General features: G+C 55.0%; 11 protein-coding genes. 6 read left to right on the top strand and 5 right to left on the bottom strand.

The genetic code is table 11. The features are described from left to right. The first annotated feature begins 25 nt into the window (after nucleotides 1-25). From TH5_RS10020 to TH5_RS10005, 4 genes are all read left to right on the top strand, one after another. Entirely contained in the window at nucleotides 26-1,129 is a 1,104-nt protein-coding gene (locus TH5_RS10020) for an HlyD family secretion protein (RefSeq protein WP_244204871.1), read from the top strand. Nucleotide 1,130: 1 nt separating this feature from the next. Next, on the top strand, nucleotides 1,131-2,723 hold the full coding sequence (locus tag TH5_RS10015; RefSeq protein ID WP_114121750.1) for a DHA2 family efflux MFS transporter permease subunit: 1,593 nt from the start codon (nucleotides 1,131-1,133) through the stop codon (nucleotides 2,721-2,723). A gap of 405 nt (nucleotides 2,724-3,128) precedes the next feature. Then, complete coding sequence (locus tag TH5_RS10010) at nucleotides 3,129-3,947, top strand: transporter family protein (RefSeq protein WP_208638436.1); 819 nt, start codon at nucleotides 3,129-3,131, stop codon at nucleotides 3,945-3,947. 57 nt (nucleotides 3,948-4,004) lie between these two features. Further along, a complete protein-coding gene (locus TH5_RS10005; RefSeq protein ID WP_114121748.1) occupies nucleotides 4,005-5,996 on the top strand; it encodes an alkyl/aryl-sulfatase in 1,992 nt (663 codons plus the stop codon). Nucleotides 5,997-6,054: 58 nt separating this feature from the next. Here the strand turns inward: TH5_RS10005 and TH5_RS10000 are convergent, their stop codons facing one another. From TH5_RS10000 to TH5_RS09990, 3 genes are all read right to left on the bottom strand, one after another. Then, complete coding sequence (locus tag TH5_RS10000) at nucleotides 6,055-7,704, bottom strand: alkaline phosphatase D family protein (protein WP_114121747.1); 1,650 nt, start codon at nucleotides 7,702-7,704, stop codon at nucleotides 6,055-6,057. A gap of 358 nt (nucleotides 7,705-8,062) precedes the next feature. Continuing rightward, nucleotides 8,063-9,058: an EamA family transporter gene (locus TH5_RS09995; protein ID WP_244204870.1), complete on the bottom strand. Its 996-nt coding sequence runs from the start codon at nucleotides 9,056-9,058 to the stop codon at nucleotides 8,063-8,065. A 174-nt stretch (nucleotides 9,059-9,232) separates the two neighbouring features. Next, complete coding sequence (locus TH5_RS09990) at nucleotides 9,233-10,222, bottom strand: NAD(P)/FAD-dependent oxidoreductase (protein ID WP_208638435.1); 990 nt, start codon at nucleotides 10,220-10,222, stop codon at nucleotides 9,233-9,235. 156 nt (nucleotides 10,223-10,378) lie between these two features. On the opposite strand from TH5_RS09990, the gene TH5_RS09985 reads away from it, so the two are divergent. Together TH5_RS09985 and TH5_RS09980 are read left to right on the top strand one after the other, a co-directional pair. Then, on the top strand, nucleotides 10,379-10,873 hold the full coding sequence (locus TH5_RS09985) for an Rrf2 family transcriptional regulator (protein ID WP_114121745.1): 495 nt from the start codon (nucleotides 10,379-10,381) through the stop codon (nucleotides 10,871-10,873). A 152-nt stretch (nucleotides 10,874-11,025) separates the two neighbouring features. After that, nucleotides 11,026-11,952: a LysR family transcriptional regulator gene (locus tag TH5_RS09980; RefSeq protein ID WP_114121744.1), complete on the top strand. Its 927-nt coding sequence runs from the start codon at nucleotides 11,026-11,028 to the stop codon at nucleotides 11,950-11,952. 105 nt (nucleotides 11,953-12,057) lie between these two features. On the opposite strand, the gene TH5_RS09975 is transcribed toward TH5_RS09980, so the two are convergent. After that, the gene (locus TH5_RS09975; RefSeq protein WP_114121743.1) at nucleotides 12,058-13,137 is read right to left on the bottom strand and encodes a cytochrome-c peroxidase; all 1,080 of its coding nucleotides are present in this window, start codon (nucleotides 13,135-13,137) and stop codon (nucleotides 12,058-12,060) included. Between the two features lie 179 nt (nucleotides 13,138-13,316). Further along, on the bottom strand, nucleotides 13,317-13,901 hold the full coding sequence (locus TH5_RS09970) for an LOG family protein (protein WP_097050973.1): 585 nt from the start codon (nucleotides 13,899-13,901) through the stop codon (nucleotides 13,317-13,319). Nucleotides 13,902-14,031: the final 130 nt, after the last annotated feature.

Raw genomic sequence — 14,031 nt, 5'->3', positions numbered from 1 at the left:
CAATACCAAAAGGATCAAACGGACGATGAGTGTGAAAAAAATCATACTGCCCCTGATCGCCGCGGCGATTATCGGTGGCGGCGGTTATTACGGGTTCTATTGGATGACCGAAGGTCAGTTCCACGAGTCCACCGACAACGCCTATCTGCAGGCCGATGAAGTCGCGATCTCACCGAAGGTTTCGGGCTATGTCGGCGACCTCCGGGTTGCGGAAAACCAGCCCGTCCGCAAGGGCGAGCTGATGTTATCCATCAAGGACGAAGATTACCGGGCCGAACTGAAACAGGCCGAGGCCGCACTTGAGGCCCGCCGTGCCGCGGTTCAGACCATGGATGAACAGATCACCCTTCAGATGGCTGCCATCGATCAGGCAGCGGCCAATCTGCGCATCGCCAAAGTCGAACTTGATCGCACGTCCGAGGATTACGCGCGTTACGAGGATCTGGTGAAAAAGGGTGCGGCCAGCCGTCAGAAATTCGATTACGCCAAGGCCGACCGTCAGACCGCACAGGCACAGGTGGCCGCCGCCAATGCGACCCTCGCGGTCGAACAGGGCCGGATCGGTGTTCTGCGTGCGCAGAAAGTTGAAGCCGAACGTGCCGTGTCGCAGGCTGAAGCATCGCGCGATATCGCCCAGCAGGCTCTTGATGACACGCGTATCTATGCCCCATTTGACGGTGTGATCGGCAACCGGTCTGTTCAGACCGGTGCACTGGTACAACCTGGTGAACAGTTGCTGGTGCTTGTGCCGTTGCCCGGCGTTTATGTTGTGGCGAATTTCAAGGAAACCCAGATTGGCCATATGGCGCCGGGCCAGAAGGTCAATATCGAAGTTGATGCCTTCCCTGATGCCGATATCACTGGCCGGGTTGAAAGCTTTGCCCCTGCAACCGGCGCGCAGTTCAGTTTGCTGCCGCCTGAAAATGCCACCGGCAACTTCACCAAAATCACCCAGCGTGTTCCGGTGCGTATTGCCCTTGATGACAGCGAACTTGCCAAGGCACTGCGCCCCGGCCTGTCGGTTGTTGTCAATGTCGATGTCCGCGATGACGATGGTGGGGAACATGCGACGGGTACCGGCCTTGCCAGTGTCGTAACGCCTGCGCCGGAACTGTCGGAGCGCAACTGAAATGAGCAATGCCGCCAACAGCCCCGCGTCCACGGCCCTCCCCGATGATCCGGTGCAGCATGTCGATACCACCAAGTTCATTGGTTGGGTCGCGATGGTGGTTGGCATGTTTCTGGCGATTCTTGATATCCAGATCGTCGCAAGCTCGCTTGAAAACATTCAGGCCGGCCTTTCGGCAAGCCCTGATGAAATCGGCTGGGTTCAGACCAGTTATCTGATTGCCGAAGTCGTGATGATCCCGCTTTCCGGTTTCCTGTCGCGCCTGATTTCGACGCGCTGGCTATTTGTCGCATCCGCCATCGGCTTTACGATTTTCAGTATCGCCTCGGCCTTTGCCTGGTCGATCGAAAGCATGATCTGGTTCCGTGCCGCGCAGGGGTTCCTTGGCGGGGCAATGATCCCGACCGTCTTTGCCACGACCTATATCATTTTCCCGGCGGACAAACGTAATACCGCCTCGGTGATGATCGGTCTGATTGCGACCATGGCACCGACTGTGGGGCCGACCTTGGGCGGGTATCTGACGCAGTCGTTTTCGTGGCACTGGCTGTTTCTGATCAACGTTCTGCCGGGCATGCTGATTGCGCTTGTCGTGGCCGTCACGCTGGACGTCGATCGTGGCGACCGTTCGCTGCTGCGGGGCTTTGATCTGCGTGGGTTGCTTGCGATGGCGGCATTTCTTGGCAGTCTGGAATATGTGCTGGACGAGGGGCCGAAAGACGACTGGTTTGACGAGCGCGCCATTGTGTATGGGGCTATTATCTGCGTGATTTCGGGGCTTTATTTCTTCCGGCGGATGTTTACCTATGATCATCCGATTGTCGATCTGCGCTCATTCAAGGATCGCAACTTTGCCATGGGCTGCATCTTCAGCTTCACACTTGGCATCGGGCTTTATGGCAGTGTCTATATTCTGCCGCTGTTGCTTAGCCGTGTGCGCGGCTATGACAGTCTGGAAATCGGCACCATCATGGCTGTTACCGGTATTTGTCAGTTCATATCAGCACCGATTGCTGGTCGTCTGACGGCCAAGCTGCCTGCGCGTGTCGTGCTGGGCTTTGGTCTGGCGCTGTTTGCGGTGGGGGTTGCCCTGAACGGTTTTCAGAACAGTCAGGTATCGTTTCACGAACTGATCCTGCCGCAGGCGGTGCGTGGTTTTGCCCTGATGTTCTGCATGCTGCCAATCACCAATCTGGCACTTGGTACCTTGCCGCCGGAAAAGATAAAAAATGCCAGCGGACTTTACAACCTGATGCGTAACCTGGGCGGGGCTATTGGCTTGGCGGCGATCAATACCATGCTTGATAAACGCACGGACCTTCATTTCGCGCATCTGGCTGAACATATCAACACCGCCAGTACCGGTTTCCAGAACTATCTGGCAACGATGACCGCACGCTATACCGCGATGGGGCTGCCTGACCCGCAGGCAAGCGCGATGAAATCCATCGTCAATATCGTAACCCGCGAAGCCAGTATGATTTCGTTTAACGACGTGCAGCTTGCCATGGCGGGCATCTTCCTTCTGGCTTTGCTGCTTCTGCCGCTTGCCCGTCCGGCCCGCACGGGCAAGCCATCCACTGACGCGCATTAAAACAGGATACGGACCGCACAGGACAGAAAAGGCCGCACATGTTCCCCCGACCCCGCAAGCGAAAGCTTGAGTGCGGCCTGGCCGGTCCCCGTTCAACGGGGGCCGGTTTTTCGTTGGTCATGACATGTTTGTGACCATGGATCATTGGTATGATTAACCTGTTCTCATTCTAAATATGATGGTGTAAGATCAGATAAACAAAAGAAAAACTGACTTGGAATGGGCACGACAGAAGGTTCTTGGGGTGATGGATCACGGGTTTCTCTGATCAAATAATACACTCGGTGATTTCTCCGGATTACGATCCGGAAGGATATTCACACCTGACGTCGGAATAGCGAGACAAGCCTGGCACCGCTTACCAATCGAAAACGGATGTTTTCGTCATTGCGTGAGGATGGAAAGGTGTCTGTGTTTCTGTTTATCCTGCGGTTTGTATGCCTGTCTGGCATTGGCTTCCTTGGCCTGACATCGATGGCATATGCCCAGTCATCAGAAAATTCCGATCTGGCAAAACAGCTTGCCAATCCGGTCGCTAACCTGATCAGCGTCCCGATTCAGCTTAATTACGATAGCGGCTATGGCTCAGAAGACGGGGATAAAACCTTTATCAATGCCCAGCCCGTCATCCCGATCAGCCTGAATGAAGACTGGAACCTGATTTCGCGCACCATCCTGCCGCTGGTTCATCAAAACGATATCAATGGCAATAGCGGCACGGATACCGGGCTTGGCGATACGGTGCAAAGTCTCTTTATCTCCCCGGTGGAGCCGACCTCGGGCGGACTGATCTGGGGCGTTGGTCCGGCATTACTATTGCCGACCGCAACCAACGATGCACTGGGCAAAGACCAATGGGGTGCCGGGCCAACCGCTGTTGGTTTGTTCTCTCACGGCGGCTGGACCTATGGAGCGCTGGCCAACCATATCTGGAGCGGTGACGACGGTTCGGTTGCATCCGAAACCAATGCAACATTCTTCCAACCGTTTCTGAACTATACCACGCCAGATGCCTGGAGCTTCGTTCTGAACACCGAAACAACCTATGACTGGGAGGCCGAACAATGGTCCGTCCCGGTCAACGGGCTTGTTACCAAACTTATCAGTATCGGCGATCAGAAAATCAGTGTTGGTGGTGGTGTCCGCTACTGGGCCGAAAGCCCGGATGCCGGGCCGGACGGCTGGGGTATCCGGCTGCAATTAACTTTCCTGTTTCCGAAGTAGCGACAAAGGAACTTTGACTTCGACTTTTCCAGAACAATCAAAATGGAGTTTCGAGCAATGAGAAAGTACATAGGCAGGATCACATCGGGTCTTTTGACAGGCATCTTTCTGTCATTCGCCATGACTGGAACGGCTTCGGCAGCCGATCCAAAACCGGCAACCGAAACGACGAAAGCGGCCAATGCAGCCGTTCTTGATCAATTGCCGTTCGATAACATGGATGATTTCGAGGATGCTGCGCGTGGCTTTATTGCACCTTTGCCAAATAACGGTGTGATTACTGGCAAGGATGGCACCCCGATCTGGGATTTATCCGCCTATCAGTTTGCCAAGGACAAGGAAGCCCCCGCCACGGTCAACCCCAGCCTGTGGCGTCAGTTGCAACTGATGCTTCAGGGCGGCCTGTTTGAAGTGACCCCGAAGATCTATCAGGTGCGCAGTGCCGATCTGTCGGTCATCACCTTTATCGAGGGTGACGAGGGCATCACCATCGTCGATCCGCTGATTTCGGCTGAAACGGCAAAGCTGTCACTTGATCTTTATCGCCAGCATCGCGGCAACAAGCCGGTTGTCGGCGTGATCTATACCCATAGCCACGTCGATCATTTCGGTGGCATTCGCGGTGTTGTTGACGAAGCGGACGTAAAGGCGGGCAAGGTACATATCATTGCACCTGAAGGCTTCACCGAAGAAGCAATCAGCGAAAACGTGTTTGCCGGTAACGCCATGAGCCGCCGTGCGACATATATGTATGGCAACCTTCTGGAAAAGGGCCCGCAGGCCGGTTTGGGCACCGGGCTCGGGCTTGGTACCTCGTCGGGCGAAGTCACCCTGATCGAGCCGACCGACATCATCATGAAAACCGGTCAGACGTTTGAACTGGACGGTTTGACCTATCAGTTCCTGATGGCTCCGGGTTCCGAGGCCCCATCGGAAATGCATTTCTATATCAAGGAACTAAAAGCGCTTTGCACGGCTGAAAATGCCACCCATACTCTGCATAACCTCTATACGCTTCGCGGGGCCAAAGTCCGCAATGCTCGGGCATGGGCAGGTTACCTGCAACAGACACTTGAAATCTGGGGTGGCGAGGCAGAAGTCCTGTTTGCACCGCATCACTGGCCTGTCTGGGGCAAGGAAGATATCGTCGAACGCCTGAAAAAACAGCGTGACATCATGAAGTACCTCAATGACCAGACCCTGCGTCTGGCCAATATGGGTTACAACATGGAAGAAGCCGCCGAGATGATCAAAATCCCGGACGAGCTAGCAACCTATTGGGCAGCCCGTGGGTATTACGGCTCGGTCAAGCACGATATCAAGGCGGTCTGGAACTTCTATCTTGGCTATTTCGATGGTAACCCGTCACGTCTTGATGCCTTGCCGCCTGCTGATGCCGGTCCGAAATTCGTTGAATATATGGGCGGTGCCGATGCGGTGATCGAAAAGGCCAAGGCCGATTTCGATGAAGGCAATTATCGCTGGGTGGCGCAGGTCCTCGACAAGGTCGTGATGGCCGAACCGGACAATCAGGACGCCAAAAACCTTCTGGCCGATGCGCTTGAACAAATGGGATATCAGGCCGAAAGCGGGCCGTGGCGCAATTTCTACCTGTCCGGAGCAAAGGAACTGCGTGACGGAATTGTAGAGGCGGCAGCCCCCGACACCGCATCCCCGGATGTGATCAAATCCATGCCCTTGACCATGTTCCTTGATTTCCTCGCGGTGCATGTGAATGGGGACCGGGCAGCAGGCAAGCAGATATTCATGAACTTCGCCATGACCGACACCAAGGAATCCTACGGTGTCGCGCTCGAAAACGGGGTGCTGAACTATTACACATCGACGTTTGATAACGCCAATGTGTCGCTCAGCGTCGCGCGCAGCGATTTCAATGATGTGATGCTGGGCCAGACCACGCTCAAGGATCAGGTGGATAGCGGCAAGGCATCGCTTGAAGGCGATGCCGCAGCTTTCGACGAATTCCGAAGCACTTTGGATACCTTCGAATTCTGGTGGCCGATCGTGACGCCGAAAGAGGCGATGTAAATCGTCAGGTAGACGTTTTGAAAGCAAAGGCCCGGTGAAATTCCGGGCCTTTATTCTCTTAGCCAACCAGCTTGATCACCTGTTGCGTGACACTTTCCGATCCGGGCTCGGCCCAGTAAAGGGTGGCACTTATTTTAAGGTCACCATCCCGGCAAGCGGTATTGATGATGGCGAAATTGTTTTCACCGGCAAAGCGGAACATCTGTTCAAACCGGCCACCGTCAAATCCGTCTATGTCGGCTGATTTCTGCATGGCGGCGGTGGCGATGCCCGGTGCCGGTTTGCGGGAAATCGCGCTCGATGTCACATTGAACAGACGGGCTTTTGGATAGGACTTGCTGTGCGTGATCTGAAACGCGCTGGCGCAATGGACATCACCGCTCAGAATCACAATGGGGATGTTGCTTTCAGCAGATCGCATCAGCAACAATTCAAGCATTGCGTTTCGTTCCTTGTGGTTGGTTTCATGACCCCATTCATCCATGAAATCATCCTTCTGCCCGCCAAAGTCGAGGGTGTTGACCGCACTTTCCGTCCAGTGCACGACCGGCACCGGCGAACAGATAAAGATCGCCTTTTTCTTTTTTGTTGCTGCTGAATTGATCCAGCTTTTGAAACGCTGAAACTGTTCCGCGCCAAGCAATCGCTGTCCGTCCGGCAATTCACAATCATGGTGACCACGGACATCGAGCATGTAAAAGCCATAGCCTCCCTGATCAAAATTGTAATCCCAGTGGCTGGCATCGGGATCGCCATTGATGATCATGCTGTCGGGGTTATGGGCGTGCTGATATTCAAGATAGGCACGGGCCGCAGCCTTGAACATCAGCATGACGAGTGCGTAATTGGCATCCTCGTCGTCATCCTGAAAGAAATTGGCAAGCTTGGCTTTGCGTTCATCCGCGGTCAGAGATCCCCAGCCATCCATGATTTCATGATCGTCCCAGATCATATATTGCGGGAACCGGCGATAGACATATCGCAGATGTTCGAACTGCCAGTAAATCCGGTAATAGGTGCGGTAAAGCTTGGTGAAATAGTCGATGATGGCAGGTTCATCGAGGCTGCCATCGTCCCTGCGATGGGTGGCCAGAAGCGCGTTTTTATTATTTTTTAGCCACACCCAGACATCCTGGATTTGCGATTTATGGTTGGTGTCGCAATAAACCTGATCACCGCCACCAATAACAAAATCAGCCCGCCGTTCGTTCAGCACATCATAAAACTTGTCCCATGCACCTTCGCTGTTGGGTTTGACGCTAAACGGGTCATGGCAGGAATAAAATCCGAATTGCAGGGATTGCGGGTTTTTGGCAAGGGTTCGGAACCAGTATGCATGATCGCCCCCCATTTCGATGCAGCGATCAAGACCAAGCTTGTCAGATGCCAGATAATAGTAATAGCGCGTATCGGGTTTAAGGCCGCCGACCTCGAATGTCGCGGTCAGGTCGGTCTGATGGGTGAGTTTGCGTTCGGTCATGAAGACGATGTCGCTGTTTTCATCCTTCATCGCAGCAAGGCTTTTACCCGACAGGTCATAGGCATCCTCGGGCAGCTTTTGTGCACTTACAATCAATGTCCAGAGACCGTCCCTGTATGCCCGAACCCAGATTTTCGCGGTGCTGTCGGTGGTATGGCCGACAATAGCCGCCGTGCTGATCTTGGCTTTGAGTGTTTCGTAATTGTCTGGCTGTTGCAGGCTTGTCATGGATAATCCCCGCGCGGTTCGCGGCCCGTTTTCAGGCGCTTGTTGTCCCTCTTGCCCCTTTTTGGGGTGAAGGCAGTTTAGGCAAATTTGCGCGCGTATCAATTTCAAGTTTCATCGATGCGGGACTGGCAATTTTATCGCGAAGTTTGCGGGGCCTTAGAAACAAGAAACGCCCGGTCGGGGAAACCGGGCGTTTCGGTCCATCCGGCAAGGGAGACCACCGGATGGAAACAGGGTCGGACGGCCAATTTTTTGGGAGGCTGGCCGTTTGGGGATGCGGTCAGGAGAAAGGGGCTCCTGGCCCGCGGGGCGACCCTGCATTGGTGGCGCAAGGGGGCGCGTCTTGTTCTTTCCGTACTCAGGCTGGCGCGGTGGGGGCTGCCGCGGCCGGATTGTTTGAGTCAAGTGCCTTCTGGCGCTTGGAATGGCGACGTTTCGAATAGGTAATCTGAACAATGCCCAGCATCACCAGAAGGGCCGAAATCCAGAAAACGCTGTCATGGGTCGGGGCTGGTGTCAGACCAAATCGGGCGGCCAGCATTTCAAGGCCCAGCAGGATAAAGGGCAGGATACTGGTCGCCAGAATGTATTTCTCAATCCCGGCGGTCTTGATGGATCGCAGTGTTAGGACCATTGCCGGACCGCGCAATAGCGTGCCAAGGATCAGACCGGCCAGTATGGTCTCGATCCCGAAGAACCCGTCAAGCGAGGTATAGGGGATTGGAACCGGGCTGATAAAGCCGATCAGTGGTGGGAAAATTAGAAATACCGAGGCGGTAATCAGCAGCAAAACACCGGTAAAGCGCAAATGCGACCATGCATCGCTGATCTGGTTGTCGGGGTGTTTTTCCGCGAGAACCGATGATGAAATCGCGGTGACCTCGGAGGCCAGCATCAGCCACACCGCCGGATTGGCAAACCCGTCGGGCAGATGCCACGCCAGGAATCCCGCACCGGCAAGCAGGATGCAGTGGCCGAACCATTCCGCTTTGGCTGGCGCGCGACCAAGTATAAAGGCCGCGGCAAGGGCCGCCATCGGCATGCCGGTTTGCGATAAAATCCCGCTTTCGGGGGCGCTGATATAAACCAGTGCCGCGGTCCAGCTGACCCCGGTCAGAACGCGCAAAATTCCATAGGCCCAGTTGATCCGCAAAGTGAATTGCCGCCACGGAATGGCCCGTCCCGGCGCCATCATTACCAATGCCATCCCGCCAAAAACAAGCTGCCAGCACGTCATGGCATAGACATCGACATCAAACGCTGTCAACGCAATCCGGTTACACACCAGAAGCATCGCCCAGACGACAGTCGTACTGACAAGGAGGATCAGAACCGGCATATGAAAAAACTTCAAAAGTTATGAACCTAGCCAGTCTCTTGGATTCAGGTATGAATAGCCATGCCCGATGTTTGATGGCTGTTATTCAAATTTGTATCACGCGGCGACATCCCACCATCAGCCAGATATTCAGCCAATGGCGGGGCAGGAATATGGATGACAGTTGATTGGTCGCCAATCAGCTAAACGTCAGCTAAAAATCAACGATTGATGCACTCCAACCCCGGCCAGAACTCCGGCTGCGGATGCCAGCGTCGCATTATGCCGTGCGGTGGCGGCATCGCCTGCGGCAAAGACGCCGGGGATACTGGTTTCCTGTGATGCATCGACTTTGATGAACGGTCCGGCAAAGCCTGCCTCGAACGCGCAGCCCAGCATTTCCGCAAGTGGATTGGTCATGGAAACTGTTGGTCCGGCAAACAATGCCTGGATGGGCATACTGCGCCCGTCAGCCAGTTTAACGGCTTCAAGGTCGGGGGCTGCACCGATCAGTTCGACAATCGGGCTTTGTTCAATCGCGATGCCGCGCGCATCCATCTGGGTACGGATTTCGGGTTCCGGTTCGTATTTCCCCTGCGTGAAAAAGGTCGTGGGGCCCCAGTCGGGGATCATCATTGCCTGATGGGTGGACATCGGCCCGGTTGCCAGCACGCCAAGTTCCCGGTCTCGGACCTCATATCCGTGGCAATAGGGGCAATGCAGGACCGTTTTGCCCCAACGCGTTATCAGGCCGGGAATATCGGGCAGGGTATCGACGACCCCGGTGGCAAGGATCAGGCGACGCGCCTGAAAGCGGCGGCCGTCATCAAGCGACACTTTGAAACGGTTGTTGTCTTCGTTCCCGGTTCCGGCTGTATCCGGTTCCAGTCGGCTCGCCGCTTTTGCCATACCGTGCACAATGCTGACGGTGGGGTAGGCCCTGATCTGGCCAATCGCAAGTCGCGAAATTTCATCCGGGCTTTTGCCATCAAGACCGAAAAATCCGTGTGAGGCCGCGGCAAACCGGTTGCGCGATAGTCCTGCATCAATGATGCATATCTGCTTTCGGGCGCGCGCCAGTTGCATCGCGGCGGACAGGCCAGCAAAACCGGCACCGATGATGATCACGTCATAAAGTTTTTCGGAATCAGGCATCGAAACCGCTTGGGTTGCGGACGGGGTGGGGGTGGCGTCAGACATGATCGGAACTCCTGTGATACCTTAAAATTAATCATGTAACTTTATAAGTGTCGTAACTTTCTGGAGTCAAGCATCTTGAAACTTTTGGTGTTGCGAATATGCGCCAAAGCCCGATAGTCTGGGATATGATGAATGCCAGCCCCAAGGAAACCGTTGATGCGCCGTGACAGCCGCCTTTCCCGCATGTTGCATGTCCTGATCCACATGGACCGGTTTGGCGGTGCGATGACGTCCGACATGATTGCCCGGATGCTTGATACCAATCCGGTTGTCGTCAGGCGGACCATGGCGGGGCTGCGTGACGCGGGCTATGTGCGATCCGAAAAGGGCCATGGCGGCGGATGGGTGATCATTCGTCCGTTATCGGAAATCACGTTTCTTGATATCCATAATGCGCTTGGCAACCCGTCGATCTTTGCCATGGGGGTTGCGGTCGAACACCCCGAATGTCTGGTTGAACAGGCGGTGAATGCCGCCCTTGGCAGTTCGTTTGACGCGGCCGAAAAACTTTTGCTTGAACGGTTTGCGTCGGTCACGCTGGCCGATCTTGCCGCCGATGTCGATCAACGCTGGCCGACCGAACCTGATGGCAAATGGACAGGGCCGGGCAGCATTTTTGACCATCATCCCAAATCGAACGATCCCGAATAGTCATATCTTCCAAATGCTTGCGGTTCTGCATCGGTGTTCGTGCAACCATGACTTGCGGGGCAGGTGGTGATCCAATAATGAATAATGACGGGGTTGTTTGATAGTCCGTTATTCAATCCTGTATCGCGCCCCACCACCAACCGAGGCCCCCGATGACAACCAAAAAACCGGATTGGGATCATATTCGCGTGTTCCTGGCACTTGCGCGTACCGGCAGTCTAAGGGCTGCCTCGCAGGAGCTTGGCGTCAGCCAGCCGACATTGGGGCGGCATTTGTCTGCCCTTGAAGACGTTGTTGGGGTGGTGCTGTTTGATCGCCTGCCCGAAGGATTGCGGATGACAGAGGCCGGACGCGATTTGCGCCCGCGCGCCGAGGCCATGGAAGAAGCCGCCTTTGCGTTTCATCGGCAGGGTGATGCTATATCGGGCATTCGTGACCGGCAGGTCCGCCTGACGGCCAGTGCGTGGTCGGCGCTGTTTCTGGCAGGTCAGATCGATAGTAAACCCGACGGTCTTTACCTTGAAATCCGGCAATCCGATGATACCCAATTGCTGACCAAGCGCGAGGCGGATTTTGCCGTTCGGCATGGTTTGCCCCTGACCGGGGATTTTATTACCAAGCGACTTGGGACTATTTCCTGCGCGGTCTATGCGACCGAGAAATTGGCGTATGACATGCGTGACATGGGACCGGATCGTGTGTTTGCGGATGCGCCGTGGATCTGTTTTTCCGAGGAATTTGATCTGTATGAAAGCCAGCGCTGGTTGCTGGCCAACATTGACGGCAACAAACCACTATTTCGTGCGGGGAATACCGCGATGTTGCAAAATGCACTACGCACCGGCATCGGTGCAGGGATTTTGCCGTGCTTCCTGGGCGACTGTGACCCGGCACTGACACGGGTTTCGCGCCCGATAGAGACGCTGGATTCCGATATCTGGCTGATTGTTCATCGCGATCTGCGGGCGGCCGAAGGTATCAAGCAGGCCACCAACTGGGTCGCCGATATGTATAAGCGCCGGGTGATTCAGTTATCAGGTGCGCGGGCCTATGGTGGTGACGGCATGGAACTGAAATAGGCAAAAGAAATGCCGCCCGGGTTGTGTCGGGCGGCAGGTTCGCAAAGAGCGTGTCGGGGTTCGCACCTTTGCGGATACTTTCTGCTTTTCCACACCCCTGTGGGATCAGTTTGCGACCATTGCGGCCGGTTTGGGTGTGGTCTCGGTGCTGACCGGCAGGATCGGATATTCCACACGCGGTGCTTCCCCGGTCAGGGTCATAAGGAAGGCGGTAATCGCCTTGATCTGATTGCTATCAAGTTCGGCACCAAGCTGGCTGGAACTCATGATCGCAACGGCCTGTTCCAGATTCCAGACCTTGCCTGAATGGAAATAGGGAGCCGTCAGCGCGATATTGCGAAGCGGACCGGCGCGGAAGACATAGTCATCCGTCGCGGTCTGGGTGACGGCAAAGCGGCCCTTGTCATCGGGTGGCAGGATTTCGGCACCGGGTTGTTCAACAACGCCGAACGGGTAATAACCGGTCCCGCCGACATTCACGCCGTTATGGCAGGATGCACAACCGGTATCGATGAACAGTTCAAGCCCGGACATTTCGGTTTTGGTCAGGATGGCATCGTTGCCTTCCAGGAACTGGTCAAATCGCGATGCCGGGGTAATCAGGGTTGCTTCAAACGCCTCGATTGCTCTGGCCATATTATCAAACGTTACCGGATCTGCTTCACCCGGGAAGGCGTGGGCGAATTTCTGCACATAATCGCCCATGCTTTTCAGTACTTCGACGACACGTTCGGGGGTGCTGGCCATTTCAACCCCGGCCTGAACCGGGCCTTTGGCCTGTGCTTTGAGATCCTCGGCGCGGCCATCCCAGAACTGCGCTTCGTTGAATACGGCATTCAGCACGGTCGGGGCATTACGCGGTCCTTTCTGCCAGCCGTGGCCAATGGATGTTTCAAGGTTGTCATCCCCGCCCATTCCCAGATTGTGGCAGGTATTGCACGAAATCAGCGCACTGGATGACAGACGCGGATCAAAAAACAGCATCTTGCCCAGTTCGACTTTTTCCCGGGTAACAGCATTGCCCGAAACGGCCGGTACCATTGACGGAATGACTTCGAAATGTTCAAGGGCGGCGTCGCGCAGATCGGCAGGCGATGGTGTTTCTGCTGCAAGAACGCTCCCGGCGATCCCCAGCATGGCAGTAACCGAAACAAGGCAGCCCGCTAAACCACGATATGATTTCATTTGCTCTCTCCCAAATGATGGTGGTTCGGGAAGTAAAGCAGGCGTAAAATGCAGCCACGATGATATATGTCAAAGTTCTAAAATAAACGTAATATCAGTATATTAATTGGAATTTGACAAAGAAAAATCCGCAAGATATTGCGATCTTGCGGATTTGATGTATTGGCCGAAAACCGTGCTTAGAGAAGCTTTTCGCGCGGGTCGAATTTCGGGGCGGGTTCGGCTTCAAGCTGTTCGAAAACCTGATCAAGGGTTTCGGCAACCGTAAACAGGTTGCGGTTGCTCTCACGCGCAAAGCCGTCCTCGATGATGCCATCAATCATATCAAGGCATTTGTCCCAGTATCCCAGCGCATTTAGGAATACCAGCGGCTTGTCATGGATGCCAAGCTGGCGAAGGGTCAGTGCCTCGAACGCTTCGTCAAGGCTGCCAAGGCCGCCAGCAAGCGTGACAAAGGCGTCCGAACGTTTGAACATCTCAACCTTGCGCTCATACATCGATTTGCAGACGATCAGTTCGGTCAGGCCCTTATGGCCGACCTCGATATCGTCAAGATGAGCGGGGATGATGCCGATGACCTTGCCGCCGTTTTTCATCACCGCGTCGGCAACCGCCCCCATAAGGCCGATGCGCCCGCCGCCGTAAACCAGCGCAATACCGCGTTCGGCCATCATTTTGCCAAACGCAATCGCGTTTTCCATGTGCTGGGGGTTTTTGCCGTTCGAAGCGCCGCAAAAAACACAGATCGATTTTACTCTTGTCATGGCAACCTGCCTCTTTGTTGTTATCTCGCAGGTAACTTTCGCCCGGTCTTGGCGTACGCAACACGCCATGCCGACCGGCGATGTGGCCCGTCTACAGGCCAAGCATAGCCTATTGCGCCATCATCGGGTC

Source organism: Thalassospira xianhensis MCCC 1A02616 (genome assembly GCF_003326475.1).
In the GTDB taxonomy this organism is placed as follows: Bacteria; Pseudomonadota; Alphaproteobacteria; order Rhodospirillales; family Thalassospiraceae; genus Thalassospira; species Thalassospira xianhensis.
The sequence above is the reverse complement of the archived record's forward strand: the minus strand, read 5'-3'. Positions and strand labels throughout refer to the sequence as shown.

Coding starts and splice junctions, on each gene's coding strand:
- TH5_RS10015 (WP_114121750.1), top strand. CDS start 1,131: ATGAGCAATGCCGCCAACAGCCCCGCGTCCACGGCCCTCCCCGATGAT.
- TH5_RS09985 (WP_114121745.1), top strand. CDS start 10,379: ATGCGCCGTGACAGCCGCCTTTCCCGCATGTTGCATGTCCTGATCCAC.
- TH5_RS09990 (WP_208638435.1), bottom strand. CDS start 10,222: ATGTCTGACGCCACCCCCACCCCGTCCGCAACCCAAGCGGTTTCGATG.
- TH5_RS10005 (WP_114121748.1), top strand. CDS start 4,005: ATGAGAAAGTACATAGGCAGGATCACATCGGGTCTTTTGACAGGCATC.
- TH5_RS09970 (WP_097050973.1), bottom strand. CDS start 13,901: ATGACAAGAGTAAAATCGATCTGTGTTTTTTGCGGCGCTTCGAACGGC.
- TH5_RS10000 (WP_114121747.1), bottom strand. CDS start 7,704: ATGACAAGCCTGCAACAGCCAGACAATTACGAAACACTCAAAGCCAAG.
- TH5_RS10020 (WP_244204871.1), top strand. CDS start 26: ATGAGTGTGAAAAAAATCATACTGCCCCTGATCGCCGCGGCGATTATC.
- TH5_RS09975 (WP_114121743.1), bottom strand. CDS start 13,137: ATGAAATCATATCGTGGTTTAGCGGGCTGCCTTGTTTCGGTTACTGCC.
- TH5_RS09980 (WP_114121744.1), top strand. CDS start 11,026: ATGACAACCAAAAAACCGGATTGGGATCATATTCGCGTGTTCCTGGCA.